At 60.5% G+C, this 16,354-nt stretch carries 14 protein-coding genes; 4 read left to right on the plus strand and 10 right to left on the minus strand.

Annotated elements, in window-relative coordinates:
- Positions 1–692 precede the first annotated feature (692 nt).
- Both BP869_RS11250 and BP869_RS11255 read left to right on the plus strand, forming a co-directional pair.
- Complete coding sequence (locus BP869_RS11250) at positions 693–1,550, plus strand: hypothetical protein (RefSeq protein WP_342679728.1); 858 nt, start codon at positions 693–695, stop codon at positions 1,548–1,550.
- A 429-nt stretch (positions 1,551–1,979) separates the two neighbouring features.
- A complete protein-coding gene (locus BP869_RS11255) occupies positions 1,980–2,411 on the plus strand; it encodes a pyridoxamine 5'-phosphate oxidase family protein (RefSeq protein WP_342679730.1) in 432 nt (143 codons plus the stop codon).
- Between the two features lie 183 nt (positions 2,412–2,594).
- Here the strand turns inward: BP869_RS11255 and BP869_RS11260 are convergent, their stop codons facing one another.
- The 10 genes from BP869_RS11260 to BP869_RS11305 form a co-directional block, all read right to left on the minus strand.
- Positions 2,595–3,539, minus strand: coding sequence for a hypothetical protein (locus tag BP869_RS11260; protein WP_342679732.1), 945 nt, complete (start codon positions 3,537–3,539; stop codon positions 2,595–2,597).
- A 462-nt stretch (positions 3,540–4,001) separates the two neighbouring features.
- Positions 4,002–5,084, minus strand: coding sequence for an ABC transporter permease (locus tag BP869_RS11265; protein ID WP_342679914.1), 1,083 nt, complete (start codon positions 5,082–5,084; stop codon positions 4,002–4,004).
- Entirely contained in the window at positions 5,084–6,091 is a 1,008-nt protein-coding gene (locus BP869_RS11270; RefSeq protein ID WP_342679734.1) for an ABC transporter ATP-binding protein, read from the minus strand. Before BP869_RS11270 ends, BP869_RS11265 begins: the two co-directional genes overlap by 1 nt.
- 142 nt (positions 6,092–6,233) lie before the next feature.
- Entirely contained in the window at positions 6,234–7,055 is an 822-nt protein-coding gene (gene dapF / locus BP869_RS11275) for a diaminopimelate epimerase (protein ID WP_342679735.1), read from the minus strand.
- Between the two features lie 52 nt (positions 7,056–7,107).
- Positions 7,108–8,385, minus strand: a complete 1,278-nt coding sequence (locus BP869_RS11280) for a purine/pyrimidine permease (protein ID WP_342679736.1) — start codon at positions 8,383–8,385, stop codon at positions 7,108–7,110.
- Between the two features lie 461 nt (positions 8,386–8,846).
- Positions 8,847–9,365 carry a hypothetical protein gene (locus BP869_RS11285; protein WP_342679737.1) on the minus strand — a complete coding sequence of 173 codons (519 nt, stop codon included), beginning with the start codon at positions 9,363–9,365 and terminating at the stop codon, positions 8,847–8,849.
- A gap of 119 nt (positions 9,366–9,484) precedes the next feature.
- A complete protein-coding gene (locus BP869_RS11290) occupies positions 9,485–10,732 on the minus strand; it encodes a condensation protein (RefSeq protein WP_342679739.1) in 1,248 nt (415 codons plus the stop codon).
- Positions 10,733–10,785: 53 nt separating this feature from the next.
- Positions 10,786–11,502 carry a carboxypeptidase regulatory-like domain-containing protein gene (locus BP869_RS11295; RefSeq protein ID WP_342679741.1) on the minus strand — a complete coding sequence of 239 codons (717 nt, stop codon included), beginning with the start codon at positions 11,500–11,502 and terminating at the stop codon, positions 10,786–10,788.
- Positions 11,503–11,640: 138 nt separating this feature from the next.
- Entirely contained in the window at positions 11,641–12,840 is a 1,200-nt protein-coding gene (locus tag BP869_RS11300) for a RuBisCO large subunit C-terminal-like domain-containing protein (protein ID WP_342679743.1), read from the minus strand.
- A gap of 4 nt (positions 12,841–12,844) precedes the next feature.
- On the minus strand, positions 12,845–13,807 hold the full coding sequence (locus BP869_RS11305) for a ribose 1,5-bisphosphate isomerase (RefSeq protein WP_342679745.1): 963 nt from the start codon (positions 13,805–13,807) through the stop codon (positions 12,845–12,847).
- Positions 13,808–13,861: 54 nt separating this feature from the next.
- On the opposite strand from BP869_RS11305, the gene BP869_RS11310 reads away from it, so the two are divergent.
- Positions 13,862–14,689 (plus strand): HAD family hydrolase, encoded by an 828-nt coding sequence (locus tag BP869_RS11310; protein ID WP_300164075.1) that lies wholly within the window; start codon positions 13,862–13,864, stop codon positions 14,687–14,689.
- Between the two features lie 54 nt (positions 14,690–14,743).
- Positions 14,744–16,354 carry a methyl coenzyme M reductase system, component A2 gene (atwA, locus tag BP869_RS11315; protein WP_342679749.1) on the plus strand — a complete coding sequence of 537 codons (1,611 nt, stop codon included), beginning with the start codon at positions 14,744–14,746 and terminating at the stop codon, positions 16,352–16,354.

The following is a 16,354-nucleotide window of genomic DNA, read 5'->3' on the forward strand; positions in this document are numbered from 1 at the left end:
AGATCCTCCTGATGCACTTGGGCTCATTTCATAAGTTTGCGAGGGTAGATTGACCGAAGTATAATGATTTCTACAAAATCTATGTAAGGTACATCTAGAGCAATAAATTCGGGAAATATGGTTTAAATCTATGTTGGGTCGTCTCTTAGAGTCCTTTGGCAGGGGATTGTGCTGGAAAAGCCACTTCAGATATGAGGTGGTTTACCGCGTTTCAAGTTTCTCCAACACATCCCCAATATCAGTTGTATAAGCCAGGAGCAAGATGGCACATTTCTTGTCTACCGATTCCCACCACTCGCACTCTTTTTTGAGGCATTCGGATTTTAGTAACGGGCAGATTCCCATAAATGCCACACTATCTGATTGAAGTGCCCGAATAAGTATATTGTGCGTTGAGGTGGGGATCAGGGAGATTTGAAAGAGAATCTGGTGTGAACTCGCCAGAAGTCACTGATTCATGGAGATCAGGTTTTCGTTTAAATTTTGTTTAACCAGAAATGTCCGGCCCATTTAATCTTTAAAATCGTGAAGCCGTGTTTGAAAAAGATTTTATCTTAAAAATAGGTCTTTTTTCATACACAATTTTCTGCGGCACTCTTTAATGTCTATATTTCACGAATCCCATATCAAAATACTTATCCTTCAGAATGTCGCACGTTTCTGTGTCTTTTTAGATAACGAGGCCTTTTAAAATGGATATGAAAATACATTCATTGGTTCTGGTATTTGTTTCTCTCATCGCGGTTGTTTTAACGGGAGGATGCACCGATTCATCTCTCAGCGAAGGTGATACGCACCTGCAAATACTCGATGTTGGTGCTGAAAATCAAAGCATCTCTTCCATTGATACGTACATGACCGTCAAGAACACCGGATCTATCACGGCACATAACATTGTCGTTGCTGTGATAACTCTGCCCGAATCTGATGTCTCTTCTGCGCTGGAGAGTACTGAGATTTTAAAGACTGTGGCGCTGAATGACTCTCAGAATGAGGATTTAATGCTGGACCGGGATTTTGTCGATGCGTTAGGGCCTGGAGAAACCGTTAAGATTCGTCTTTCTGTGAATCCCGATGATCTCTCTGATGGGTGGGACGTTTTGAGGGTTGCTTTTGCGGATAACGCCGAAGTCGTGTACTCCGAACCAGAACCATCTTCGTCTCTAGGAGTTCAACCGGGTAATACGCCGTCTACAACGACATCCACCACGCCGTCTACAACGACACCCCCCGCTACTTCCGCACCTTTGCAGGAACCTGCGTACGCGATAGGGGATGTGATATCTTATGAGCAGGATTCAAACGTTGCAGAGGTAATTCTGGACTATGACGCTCACAATGATGCGTATAAAACGGATGTGATCTTCAAATGGGACGAATATGATACCGGTGAATATGGGTGGTATCCGCACAGTGCACCGGCTGGTACGTGGGGGTATCGCTTAGAAAGCAACGATTCGAGTTGGACTGATCGTACGTGTATGGAAAAATCCTATCCCTATGTTCTCGGACATGCCGATCAGATCGCTCTCAGAGAGGACTATGATTGACGCCATGGCTTTGTAGAATCCCTCACCATTTTTGGTTACGAACGTGACCCAACCGCCTTCCTCCATCTTCGCGCCGGGGGCTCTGCCCCCGGACCCCCGGAATTGCGATAGGGTTAGGAAGGCAAAATCAACGAACATGAAGGGGAGTTGCCGGCCCCGGTCCTATCCTGATGCGGGGGGATCGGGGGGCGGCCAGCCCCCCGCAGAGATGGCCATCCAGAGGATTTCTACTGGGCCAACGCCACACTATTTCTGAAAATAGATTGAAAATGTCCGTTGATACATTCTCCCCTCCTTTTTCGTGCGCACGCTCTGCCTGCTTTCTTTTGACCCTGTCCTGGAGTTAATCTGAGATGATCTCAACCGGCAGAGATAATGTCTGCAAACATTTTTTGCCGGAACCTTCGTATGGCTGTACGAGGGAGAAGAATGGACTTTTCCGACTGCGTGAAATTTGCAAATGAAAATCCGGTGACGTATATTGCAACCATGGACGGCGACCAGCCCAGGGTCCGGGCGTTTGCCATGTGGTTTGCCGATGAGAGCGGGTTTTACTATCATACCGGAACTCCGAAAAAGATCTGGCAGCAGCTTACGAAGAACCCGAAGATCGAGCTCTGCTTCTATGCGCCCGCCGATGCTACGGGAACGATGCTACGGGTCGCAGGAGAGGCCGATTTCCTCGAAGATGCGACCCTGAAAGAGCGGCTCGTCAAAGAGCGCCCGTGGCTTCTCCAGATCGGCATCTCCGGTGCAGATGATCCCACGCTTGCCGTCTTCCGCGTCGCCCACGGCGAGGCATCTCTCTGGACGATGGAGTACAACATGCGGGAGGCCGAGGCGCCCCGCGTTATATTCTAACACTCTGTATGTATGGGGATATTCCTCCCCCCATCCCCCCCGTACCTGGCGTATCAGGATGTGAGAGCCCGCCCCAGATCAGGTGCGGGCCAGATAAAATTCATCCCCCGGTGCGACCTCTGCCGACTGTTCGACGGCATCCTGTGTGTCCTGGCCGCCGGATGCTGCCGGACGGAAGGGCTTTTACTTTTTCTTTCCGACCAGCAGCACCAGTGCGGTCAGCAGGGCGGCGATGCCGATACCTGCCGAGAACCCCGGCGTGGACACGGGCGTCGTTTCCGTAGTGCCGGCGTCCTCATGCGCATAGATGAGTTCTCCGTGGAACGACGGAAAGTGTGTCTCAACCCAGGTCATGCGGTCGCCTTCCATGGATACATCGTTGGCCAGGCCGTCCACCGATATTTTTTCAACCGCTCCGGTCTTCGGATCACAGAGAACAATTGTTGAGTCAGGCGAATTCTCCGAATAAATCCACCCGATTTGTTCCCCGTCGGTGAACGGTGAGGAAATTTCCAGATTCTTTTCGGCTTTGGCCGTTGGTTGCGATGATTCCGAAAAAGCCCCGGTCTTCGGGTCGAGACGTTTCGTCTTTCCCGTCGAGATGCTATGGAGATAGGGTTCATCGAACCTCCCCTTATCCGGGCCCTCGAAGTTGGCGCTGTGTTTGAGGTAGATCAGGTAATCGCCGCCCATCGCATACTCTCCGACGTTCGATCCGGATTCGTTCCCGAATACATTGCGAAATACTGTTGTGTTTGCTTTGTTTTCGAGAGAATACAGGAAGAGACCCTCGTCAGCCCGGTATGCGATATGATCGCCGTCGAAGAGGGCACCGGCGGGATCGATGATCGGCAGTTCGCAGACCTGTTCGCTCTTCCCCGTGCCGATGTCGTACAGGGAGATCCGGACGTTGAACGAATCGTCGGATTCGTTCATCCAGATGACCTGCCCGCCGTCGATCTTCGGCCACTCTGCGGTGCCCGGAGTATCAAGGATGTCAGCAGAATCGTTCAGGAGCGAATAAAGGTACACCCGGTTCGGCGCAGTGCTGGTTTTGTTCGGATCGAAGTCCGTTATGGGAGTTTCGAACCATACTGCGTACTCCCCGGAGATCTCCGGCCCTGTCACCGTCATGTTTGCGGATGGGCTGCCGACGATCTTCTGGTCGCCGGTCCGTATCGCATAGAGGTATATCCTGTTCTGAGACTGATCGAGCCCCTCCGCCCCTCCGAGGTAGAGGATGAAGTCTCCAGAAATTTTCCCTCCCAGTGCATCGGTCGTATTTTCAGATACTCCTTTCGTCATCCAGCCGGGATCTGCCGATACGGGGACTGCACACAAAATCAAAGCGATGATCACTGCCGGGGCGCAGACGGCCGTGAAGAATCTTCCATGCATAGCGTAGTGTCTCTTTCTTCCGGGTAATAGCCTGATTGTTCTGAAACTCTCTCAGTGCATCCTGACCCGGCGAGTCTGAAGTTATCCGGTCTTCGTTGAAACCCTCCGGGGCGATACGCCGTGGATAAATGCGAGCGATCACGACGGCCCGAATTTTGCCCGTCAATAACCTATACAGACATATTTTCCCCCTCACTCCAGCGTCCGGCGGTAGGTCGTGATCCCGAGGGCGATGGCGATCCCGGAGAAGACGATGAGCGCCAGGAGGTCCAGGCCGATGAGGTTTACCTGCCCCCGCAGGATCAGGCTCTGCAGGGCGTGGATCGCATAATACTCCGGGTTGATCGCGGCAATCCAGCTGAGCCAGTCGGGCATGCCGAGCACCGGGTAGAACGCCCCGCTGGTCATGAACAGGATGAGGTTCAGGAACGCTACGACCGAGGCATACTCCTGCTGGGTAGAGAACCGCGAACTGAACGAGATCACCAGGCTCGTAATCCCGATGCTGATGATGAAGAGGACGACGAGGACCATGAGAAAGGTCTCGATGCTGTCGACCACGACACCTGCGACGAAGATGTCGACCATGAAGATGATGAAGCCCGCCATGAACGCCTTGACGGTCCCGCTCGCGATGATCCCGAAGATGATGCTCGAACGCTTCACCGGCGTGACCAGGTAGCCCTCGATGATCCCGTTCTCCCGGTCGCGGATCATGCTGATCCCGCCGCCCATCATCGTGGTCATGAAGATGGCCATGACGATGACCCCGACCCCGAAGAACTGGATATACTTGATGTCGCCGTAGATCTTCGAGACCTGCAGCGAGTTGTTCGCCCCTGACTGCGCTATGACGCTGCTCACCCCCGACTGGATCAGGTCGGGGATCATATACTCGGAGCTGTCGAGATAGAGGCGGACTGGGCGGTCGGTCGAGACCCCTGAGGGAAATATCGCCACGGCCATCACTTTTCCGTCGGCAAAAGCCGCCTTTGCCGTCTCTTCCCCTGAGTAGGCCGTGACGTCGAACATGGGGGGGTTGTCCCCGCTGTGGAAGTGGCCGAGACCGTCGACGGCCGAGAGGTAGAGGTGCGTCTCGTTCTCGAAGGGCACCTCCTGCGCCACGCCGATGGGGATGTGGGTGATCGTCCCGCCCATGGCGTTCCCGAAGATGATGAGGTACATGATGGGCATGAAGAGGGTCATCACAATGATGGCCGGGTTCCCCAGGAACTTCTTGAAGTCCCGCCTGAAGATCGCGACGGCCCCCCGCATCACGGACGACCCCTCCCCCCGTCCAGCCGTGTTCCCGTGAGGTAGATGAAGACGTCCTCGATCGAGGGGGAGCGGATGGCGATCGACGTCATGGGGAGGGCGTGCTTCTCGAACACCTCGACGATGGAGGGCAGGACGCGGCTCCCGTTCTCGGCCGAGATGATGAGCGTGTGCTCCCTCGCCTCCACCGAGGTGAGGCGACGGTCCGCCCGCAGCGCCGCGAGGGTCTCCTCGTCCACCGTCTCGACCCCGATCTCGATGACGTCCCCGGAGGGAAGGGAATGTTTGAGGTTCTCGGTGGTGTCGAGGCGGAGGAGACGCCCCTTGTCCACGAAGGCGATGCGGTCGCAGAGTTTCTCCGCCTCGTCCATGTAGTGCGTGGTCAGGATGATCGTCGTCTCCTCCCTGTTCAGGGCCGTCACCTGACGCCACACCTCCCGACGGGACTCGGGATCGAGACCGATCGTCGGTTCGTCCAGGAAGAGGATGAGGGGTTTGTGGATGAAAGCCCGCACGATCTCCAGTTTCCGCCTCATCCCGCCGGAGAACGTCTGCACCGGCGCATGGGCACGGTCGGTAAGGTCGACCATGTCGAGGAGTTCCCTGATCCTGGCATCGAGGATGTGCGGATCGACTTCCTGCAGGTTGCCGTAGAAGTCCAGGTTGTCGTAGGCGGTGAGTTCGAGGTCGAGCGTGCTGGTCTGGGGGCAGACCCCGATCATACGGCGGATCTCCTCCTGCTGGCGGGCGACGTCGTAGGGGCCGATGAACACCTTCCCCGAGGTGGGCCGCAGAAGGGTGGTGAGGATGCGGATGATCGTGCTTTTTCCGGCGCCGTTCGGACCAAGAAGGCCTAAGATCTCCCCTTTCCGCACCTCGAAGGAGACGTCGTCCACCGCCTTCACCGTGTGATTCCCGTCCCTGAAGACCTTGGATAGGTGCTCGATCCGGATGATGCTCTCCGGTTCGGCTGTGCGGTCGCTGTTCGTCCCGGCCATGCGGATCATCGTCTCATCAGTTTTTCGACGGATGGTTCGTATGCTCACCGGGGTGTATAATAACTGGTCAGCCGTTGCACCGACCCCCCCGCAGCCGCTGAAAGACCAGAAAAGAGGTTTTATGTCAAAAATGGTAGGGGGTGAGGCCCTCTCACCCCTCGATGACGCCGGTAAACACCGTCACCGCGGGGCCCTGCATCGTCGTCGTCTCGCCGCACTCGATGACGAGGGGGCCGCCGTTCGTCTCGACATGTACCCCGGCGCCGACGCGGCCGAGGCGGTGGGCGACGACCGCCGACGCCGTGGCGCCTGTGCCGCAGGACTCGGTCTCGCCCTCGACGCCCCGCTCGAAGGTGCGGATCCTGATCCCGTCCTCGTCCGTCACCTGCACGAAGTTCACGTTCGCCCCCTTCGGGAAGGAGGGGTGGTGGCGGATGCGGGGGGCGGCGGCCGCGACGTCGACCGCGGCGACGTCGTCGACGAAGATCACCGCGTGGGGGACGCCGGTGTTCGCCGCGTAGACGGTGAAGCCGTCGATCTCTTCCTTATACTCCCCCTCGCCTATCGCCGGGATCGCGGAGCGGGCGAAGGCCGGGTCGACCATCTGGATCGTCGCCCAGAACTCGCCGTCCTCGTCGTAGCCCATCGAGACGGGCATGACGCCCGCGAGAGTCTCGACCGTGCAGGTGCCGGTGGCCAGGCCCGCGTCGAAGGCGTACTTCGCCAGGCACCTGATGCCGTTCCCGCACATCTCGGCCTCGCTCTCGTCCTGCTGGAAGAGCCGCATCTTCACGTCGGCCTTCTCCGAGGGGGAGATGAAGAGCACGCCGTCTGCGCCGATGCCGAAGCGGCGGTCGCAGTACAGGGCGGCAAAACCCCCCTTCATCTCGCCGGGGATGACCGTGCCCTCCATCTCGTCGATCAGGACGAAGTCGTTGCCATTGCCGTGCAGTTTGGTGAACCGGATCTCCATACCTCTATGTTTTCCCTGTCCACGCTATATCACTTCGCCGGAAAGGGCGAGGTCAGGCCTCTCCGCGCTTCCGGTACACGAAGTGTTCGAGGATCAGGACCAGGACCACACCGACGACAAAACCATTTGCGATGACCGGGCGGAGCGTCGCCGGGAAACCGGCGGCGATGGCCGCAGGCAGGAAGGCGACCACCGTGCCGATCAGGACCGGGATCCCGATGACCAGTCCGTCCTCGAAACTCGCGACAGCGCGGGTCTCCTCCCCGAGCATCAACCCCGCGGCGATCTGGGCGGTCATGACATAGGCGAGGACGATGCCGATGACCGGCTGGGGAATGCTGCTGAGATAGGTGATGAGAAGGGGCGAGAACCCGATGGCCATGAGCGCGAGGGCCGCGGGGACGAGGGCAAAACGGGACGCACACCCTGTCGCGGCGATCACACCTGGACTGAGGGAGAAGTCCACCGGGCCGATGACCCCTGCAACGCCTGAAAGAGCGTTCCCGAGACCGGTGACCGTCATGCCCCTGTTCACCCGTTCGTCCATCCTGTCGGCCTGGAGGAGCCCCCCCACCGACTGGATGGACCCCAGTTCGTTGATGGCAAGCGCCAGAAAGCAGATGAGGAATGCCGCCAGCACGCCGGCGTCGGGAACGACAAGAGGTGCGATGAGGCCTTCAGGCAGGGAGAGTATGGCCGCGTTGGTCGCCGGGACGGAGAATGTACCGAAGACGAGATAATAGGCGAGGCTCCCCAGGAGCAGCGCCCATATCGCAAGGGTCGCCTTCCACATCCCCTTCAGCAGGCCGCCGGCGCAGAAGAGGGCCAGGGCGAAGACCAGGGCGAAAGTAAAGTTGGAGACCGGGGAGACCACGCCGTCTGCGGTGATCAGGGTGAGGATCACCGGGGCGAGGGTGAAGGCGATGAGCAGGAGAATGACCACGATCACGCGGGGCGTGAAGAGCATCTTCAGGTATTTGAACAGCCCCGTAGCCGAGAGCAGGGCGAGGATCGCGCCGCCGATCATGATCGAGGCGTTGATGGCGCCGACTCCATGTTCCATGCTTGCAAGAACCCCGATGAGGAGCACGGTGGCGGGCCCGACCACAAGGGGGAGACGGTGTCCCCAGAGCACCTGCACCAGCAGCACCAGGGCGATGACCAGAAAAAGTTTTTGCATGTATGCGATGGCTGACCCGCCCGGTTGAAGGGCCGAAACAACGCTTCCAATGATAAGAATTGCCGGGACGCTCACGGCGAGCCATTGCAGGCCGAAGATGGCAAGTTCTCCGATACCAGGTTTATCGTCGAGTCCGTATGTAAAGTGCATCTCGATACCTCCTGAAAAATCTGCATAGTGAAGTGCGTGGCGAAAAAGGGAATTTATGGAGCTTTAAAATCCTGATAAATTCTCCCAGTGCGGTCTATGGGCCGAGATGCCATATATCTATCGAATGGAAGTTTCTTCCGGGTGAAAATTGAAAAAGCGCATTTTGCTTCTCTGCATCCTGGTACAGAGACGGAGACGATGGTGCGGGTGCTCGGGACACCCGCGTGATGGGTGTGCAGGATTGGGGAGGACGGCAATTGGGTGTTCCATCCCCCCACCTGGCAATGGGTGAAGTCCTGCAGGGCCTCTTTCAGAGACCCGTGATGGGAAATGGTACCTTCTTTGAATATATCATTTCTGTGCAAATCGTCTATCTGTCATGGCCAGTCAGGCATTCTCGTCGTCGGCGATCCCTCTCTGGCCGCAAGGAAATTTTTGTGTGTGTGGTCTGTCCCGGAACGTCATGCCTCCTTCCCCTTCATCCAGGGCGGCGACAGCATCTCTTCAGTCGCCGTCCTGTTTGCGAAGGGGGTCCGGGCGAAGATCACCGGCGTGCTCTTCACCCCCAGACCTCTCCCGTGGCGTTCGACGACCTGGTAGATCGTGTCCGTGGTCGAGTGGTTGGCCGGGGTTTTTCCGTCCAGGAAAATCTGGATGCAGCCCGGGTAGGTGATGCCGTAGGAGTAGACCGGGCCCTCCGGGTAGAGGTACGGCTCAAGCTCGGGCCCGGCCGCCTGGAGGACGGAGAGAAGGTCCTGCCCCTCACCGACCCTCCCGTAGGCGGCGCAGACATCGCACGCGAGGATCCTTTCCAGGTCGGCGTCGCCGATGTCGGGGATCACCTCCCGGATCGCCGCCCCGGTCTCTCCTCCCTTCTGGCCGGAGTTCAGGTCGGCATAGATCGATGCAGCGCCGATGGATACCAGTATCACGGCGATCGCCGCGACAAGAAATGCCGGTGCCTTTGATGACGGGTCCATATTTCTCCTGTGTATCTCTAGAATGCCCGCGGCGCTATATACCGTTTCCGCGGGTGGCGGACGATCCGGAGGGGGAGAGACGGGGCGGCCGCGGGGTTATATCTCCTTCCGGTTTCCGGTCAGGAGAGGTATTCCACCACAGAATCGAGGAACTCCTCGACGGTCTCCCGCGAGTACGGCCCCTCCTCGTAGGCCGAGACGATCGTCATGGACTCGCGGAAGGTGGAGAGGGACATGAGAAACCCGTACGGCCAGCAGACGCAGGGGAGGAGGCAGGCACTGCGGAGGTCGAGAGGCCTGCCGTCCTTCCCTTCGAGGGGGAGGACGTCGCCGGCGTCGAGCACGCCGATATTGGAGAAGACAGGGTTCTTGAGACCTGCCTCTTCGTACCTCTGCATCATGCCGTCGAAGAACCCCTCTACCGCCGGCACGCCGCCCGCGTAGATCTCGTCGTAGAAGAGGATGCAGCCGAGGCCGAGGCCGTTTGCCTTGCGCCGTCTCGTCGCCGCGGTGACCTGGTCGATGACGTCCTCCAGGCCCGCCCCCTCGCCGGCGGTGAGGGTGATGTCGTAGGCGACGGAGAGGTTCATGGGCGGGACAGGGCGGTCGAGGTGGCGGCGGAGGTCTGCCGAGGTGAGGATGGAGCGGGGTGCGTTGCGGTCGGCGGGGTCGGCCCTGGTCTTCAGGACGGCAAGGAAGAAGGCGCCGATCATGATGTCGTTCACGGTGGCGCCATGTTTTTTCCCGAACTCCTTCGCCCGGCGGAGAGAGTCGGGCGGGAGGGTCCTGTATGCGACGCGGGGCGTCCCCCGTCCCTCTCTCTCGACGGGGAAGCGCCACCTGTCGACGAAGGTTTCCTCATCCTCACGCGCCCGTTCGATCTCCGCCGCGGAGAAGCGTGCGAGAACCTGATCCGCCCCACGGTCGTACCACCCGACGGGTGCCGGTGCGGTCCCGCGGTAGGCCGCGAAGAGATCTCGCGCCAGGTCCATGAGACCGCGGGCGTCGGAGAAACCGTGGTGGCAGGTGACGACGACGCGGTCGCCGCCGTCCTCCCGCAGGAGACTCACCCGCACCTGCGGCCCCCTGCGGATGTCGAGGGGGGCTGGTGGCATCTCCGTTCCCGGCGGGAGGACGACGAAGGCCTCATCACTCTTCGAGATCTCCTCCCAGCAGGGCATGCCGTCCCTTTCCGCGAACCGGCACCCGAGATAGGGGTTCGCAGCGATGAGGCGGAGCGTCGCCTCCTTCAGCCTCTCCTCGTCGACCTCGCCGTCGAACGCGAAGAGGAGGTGCATCGTCGGGTCGTAGATGCGCTCGAAATAGACGTTGAAGAGGTCGAAGGGAGGGGCGGGGTGGAGGGTCATATATGATGGTGCTCTCTTGAGGGGGATATGTGCTTTGGCGGCGCCTTCTGCTCTTATCTTCTCCTGACTATCAGGGCCAGCAGCAGGGCGAGGACGCCGACCGAAAGGTCGAACCCCGGGACCGTCCGGCCCTCAGGTTCCATTTCCAGGTCGAGCGTGTTCGTCTCATTCTCGAAGACGACCTCGCGCCGGAGGGGGAGATATCCTTCTTTCCCGGCCGTGATCGTCTGCCTGTACCCGATTGCGTTCTCTACCAGGTACCTGCCGTCCGGCCCTGTTACGGTCGCCACCGCGAGAGGTTCGTCATTCAGCATAATTTCCGACTCAAACCTCACCGATGCGCCGGGGACCGGGCTGCCGTCCGGCCCCGTCACCCTGCCCGAGACGGTGATCGCCTCCGGCGGGGGCATGCCGATGCGGACGGTCACGTTCAGTGTCTCTTCTGCCCTGTTCCCGAGAGTGTCGATCGCCACGACGGTGATCGTGTTCTCCCCCTTCGATACCGGCACGGAGCATGCGAACGTCGTGCCGTTCCCGCACGAAACCTCTCCCGCCCCGCTCCGCACACGCACCTCTCTGATGCCTGCGGGGGCGCTGACATTCCCGACGACCGCGATATGGGGTGGGACGACGTCGATCCAGACCTCCGCCCCGTCGACCGGAGACGTGACGGTGAGAGATATTTTCTCTCCTATGTCTGATGCAAGGCCCGGACACGGGAGCGCGATCAGCAGGACGGCAATGGCCGTGAGTACGCATCTTTCTTCCATGGTTCGTGATCTCTCCGTTGGTGCATATGGCGTTTCTGTGCAGATCGTCTACGCGTCGAAAGGGTCGCATGCCCTGCACGCCCCTGCCGTCACGCGAGATGGGTCCGACCCCCCACAAAAAAAGAAAAAATCTGATCCTTACCTGTTCCCCCACGTCTCCAGCGCCTTCGCCAGTTCGTAGTGGTCCTTCGCGTACTCCTCCGCCGACACGCCGGCCATGAAGGCGTCGACCGCCTGGCGCATCGCCCGTGCACCGGCCTCGGTGCCGTCAGGGTGGCCGTGGATGCCGCCGCCAGCCTGGAGGACGATGTTCGTGCCGAGGTTCTTCAACTCAGCCGCCACCTTGCCGGGGTGGAGGCCGCCGCTCGCCACCGGGAAGGTCGGCTTCAGGCCGAAGTACGCCTCTGTCAGGGCGGCGTTGTCCCCCTTCAGTTCGGAGACGTCGTGGCTCATCTTCCCGGAGACCGTGCCGGTGTGGAGCTGGTCGCCGCCGAGCATTCTGACGATCCTGGCGATCGGCCGCATCGCGATCCCGTGCTCGGGGTTCCGCGTGATCGCCCCGTGCATTGTCCTGTGGACGTGGATCGGCACCTTCACCGACGGCGCCTCGCCGAGGGCCTGGAGGGCGGTGAAACCGCAGGTGATCACGTCGATCATCACCATGTTCGCCCCGAGGTCGATCGCGTGCTCGGCCCTTTCCACGATCTCGTCGGCACGGGCCGAGATGTTCACCGCATACAGCACCTGCCGTCCTGTCTCGCTCTTCGCATCGTCCAGGCGGGCCATCACCGCCTGGAGCCTCTCGTCCATCGGGCAGAATGTCTGGTCTGTCAGGGTCTCGTCGTCCTTGATCAGGTCAACGCCGCCGATTGCCGCGTGGTAGGCGACCTCGGCCGTGTCCTTCGGGTTCAGGCCCACCTTCGGCTTGATGATCGTGCCGACATGGGGGCGGTCCGTCGTCCCGATCAACCGCCGCACCCCTTCCATCCCGAACTTCGGGCCCCTGAAGGGGACAAGTTCGTCCGGGAAGTCGACGTCCAGGAGGCGGACCGCCTCCAGGCGTCCGAGGCCGAAGAGGTTCCCGGCCACGACGGAGAGGTACTGCGGGATGTTTCCCGCCTCGAAGATCTCGGCCGGGTACCGCACCCGCGTCACGTAGCCCTTCCTCGAAGGTTCGACAGAGAGCACCTCGCCGTCCAGGCGGCGGACATACTCGGTCGTCGTCTTGATATCTGTCCAGGTGCCGGTCGTCTCCTCTTCGACGAGAGCCTGCGCCGCCGCTTCGGGCGTCGTGTCGGCCCGCGGGCGGAAATAATAGGTTGCCGTAACGTCTGTCATCTTCTCACTCCTGATTTTTCTCGTCTATCTCAAATGCCTTCTGGAAATCCGAGATATCCCATCCCAGGTGGTCCCTGATGATGCAATAGGCCATCTGCGGCGGGATCGCCCCCATCTCCGTCACGATCAGGTCCACGTACCTCGCGGGCGTCACGTCGAAGGCCGGGTTTCGCACCCGCACATTCGGCAGGGACGCCGCGATCGCCGGGTCGAGCACCTCCGCGGCGTTCCTCTCCTCGATCGCGATCCTCTCGCCCAGGATCGTCCTGGGTGCGAACTTGTACGTCTCCGCGGCCACGACCAGGTTCGTCCGCGCCTCGTGGGCGGCCAGGGCGATCTGTGCCGTGCCGATCTTGTTCACCACCGCCCCGTTCACCGTGATCGCGTCGGCCCCGGTGACGACCAGGTCGACGTCGTTGATGAAGGATCGGACCGCCGAGTCCACGATGAAGTTCGTCCTGATCCCGGCGTCGTTCAGGGTCCTGATCGTGAGGAGGCCCTGGTTCCGCGGCCGCACCTCGGTGGCGAAGACCTCGATCTCCTTCCCCTCCCTGTGGGCGGCGAGGATGCAGGCGAGCGCCGCCTCCGAGTTGCAGTGGGTGAGGACGACGTCGCCGTCGGCGATGTGGCGGGCGCCGATCTCCCCGATCCTCTCGACCGCGTGTTCGGATGCGAGGACGAAAGAGTCCGCCGCGTCTGTCAGCCCGTCCCGCGCTTCGCGCACCGTCGTCGCCCCGTTCATTCCCCTCATCACGGTCCTCACCGCGTTCGGCAGGGAGACCGCGGTCGGCCTGGTCGAGACGAGCGTCTCCGCCGCCCTCCCCATCTCCCGCCTGAAGAGGTCGAGGTCATCCGTCTCCAGGCGCCCGGCACGGTCTTTCAGGGCCTCGGCCGCCGCCCTCGCGATCCTGCCCGCGCCCCTGATCTCCATGGACCGGATTTTCTCTGCGGTCTGATTCAGCAACATACTTTAATGGAGTAGATGAATACTCAATCAGATAAGCATTACCGGTGAGTATCCATGACCGTTGCAGTAGTATTCGACAGTGCGGGCACACTTTTGCGGAGTTACCGGACGGCGCGGGACGTCGTCACCGGCGAACTCCTCTCCGACGTCGAGACGACGGTGCTCACCTGTCTCGACCGGTCGCGGGTGCTCATCGCCCTCAACGCCCACTCGCGGGACGTGATCGCGGCGTCGCCCGACCAGCTCCTCTCCGCCTATCTCTGCGACCGGAACATCGGCTTCGGGGTCTCCTGCCTCCGCCAGGTCGTCCCGCAGGAACACCTCGCCCGCATCCTGTACCAGGACGACACCGCTCAGGTCGAGGACCTCCAGACATGCATCAGAGACGTCTGGACGATCCTGAAGGAGGAGTCCCTCGTCGTGATGGACTCGGGCGCCATCCTCAATCTCTCCCGTCCGGGCATCGAGTTCACGGTGACCGCCGGGGGCAGGCCCTTCGAGGGGGCGAAGGAGGCGATGGCCGACCTCCACGCGATGGGCGTCGCCACCTACATCGCCTCCGGCGACAGGGCGGCCAAACTCGAAAAGATCGCCGACCACCTGGGCATCCCGCGTGACCAGGTCCACGGCATCGCCACGCCCTCGATCAAGGCCCAGATCGTCGCCGACCTGAAGCAGTGCTACGACACCGTCGTCATGGTCGGCGACGGCATCAACGACCTCCAGGCCTTCTCGAAGGCCGATATCGCCATCCTTTCCGAGCAACAGTCGCGGCAGAAACCGAAAAAACTCTGCGATGCGGCCGACTACATCATCGGTAACGTGAGCGATGTCGTGCCCATTGTCAGGGACCTCTGCGGGGACGAAATTGTCTCGATATAAAGGATAATATGATCTGACCTCTACAGTACCCCTGAGGAATCAAAGGAGTAAGGTATGACCGCATTGATCACAATCGAGAACCTCTGCATGGATTTCAACGGCAAGAGGGCCCTCAACAATATCAATTTCGAGGTTGGGGAGGGTGAGATCGTCGGCATCATCGGCAGGAGCGGAGCCGGCAAGACGGTCCTCCTCCACCTGGTCCGGGGGGTCGACCAGCCACCGACGAGTGGAAAGGTGGTCTACCATGTCGCCGCCTGCGACGGCTGCGACTGGGTGGACGTGCCGGGTGCCGCGGGGAAGACCTGCCCGAAGTGCGGCCATACTCTCCAGGCCGTCGACGTCGACCTCTGGAACCCGGCCGAAGAGCCGATGAAGCGCCGGGTCATGGCCAGGTCCGCGATCATGTTCCAGCGGACCTTCGCCCTGTACGGGAACGACCGTGTCATCGAGAACGTCCTCCACGCCCTCGAGGACATCGGCTATCCCTCGACGAAGGCGGTCACCAGGGCGGCCGACCTCCTGGACGAGGTCCGCCTCTCCCACAGGATGATGCACATCGCCCGCGACCTCTCTGGCGGCGAGAAGCAGCGCGTTGTCCTGGCCCGGCAACTGGCAAAGGAGCCCTGTCTCCTCTTCGCCGACGAACCGACCGGCACCCTCGACCCGGGTACCGCGACCCTGGTCCACGAGATGCTCAAGGCCGCCGCGGAGACGAACGACATGGGCATGATGGTCACCTCCCACTTCTCTCAGGTGATCGAGGACGTCGCTGACCGTGCGATCATGCTGAAAGACGGCGAGATCGACCTGATCGGTTCGCCGGAGGAGGTGATCCACCACTTCATGGAGGGCTACACCGATACCGAGGTCTACGAGAGGGCAGAACTCGGTGCAGATGTCCTCCAGTCGCGTGACGTGATCAAGAGGTACCTCTCCGTGGACAGGGGCATGGTCAAGGCGGTCGACGGCGTCTCTTTCGAGGTGAAGGAGAAGGAGATCTTCGGGATCATCGGGAAGAGCGGCGCCGGCAAGACGACCCTCTCCCGCATGATCTCCGGGATCATCGAACCGACGAGCGGCGAGATGAACATCAGGATCGGCGACGAGTGGGTGGACATGACCAAGCCCGGCATCGAGCACCGGGGCCGTGCGAAGGGCTATATCGGCCTCCTCCACCAGGAGTACGACCTCTACCCGCACCGTTCCGTCCTCGACAACCTCACCGACGCGATCGGCCTGGAGTTCCCGAAGGAACTGGCGATCAGGAAGGCGATCATCACCCTGAAGATGGCCGGTTTCCCGGAGGAGAAGAGCCGCGAGATCCTCAACCGCAAACCGAGCGAACTCTCCGAAGGCGAGAAGCACCGGGTCGCCCTTGCGCAGGTGCTCATCAGGGAGCCGCGGATCGTCATCCTGGATGAACCGACGGGCACGATGGACCCGATCACGAAGATCGACGTGAAGCACTCGATCATGCACGCCCGCGAGCAGATGGACGAGACCTTTATCGTCGTCTCCCATGACATGGCATTCGTGCGCGACATCTGCGACAGGATCGCCCTGATGCGGGGCGGGAAGATCATCGCCCTCGGCGAACCGAAAGAGGTCCTCGCCAGGCTGACAGACGAAGAACGCGAGATCATGGGGAAGGCCCAGGACTAG

Source organism: Methanofollis sp. UBA420 (genome assembly GCF_002498315.1).
In the GTDB taxonomy this organism is placed as follows: domain Archaea; phylum Halobacteriota; class Methanomicrobia; order Methanomicrobiales; family Methanofollaceae; genus Methanofollis.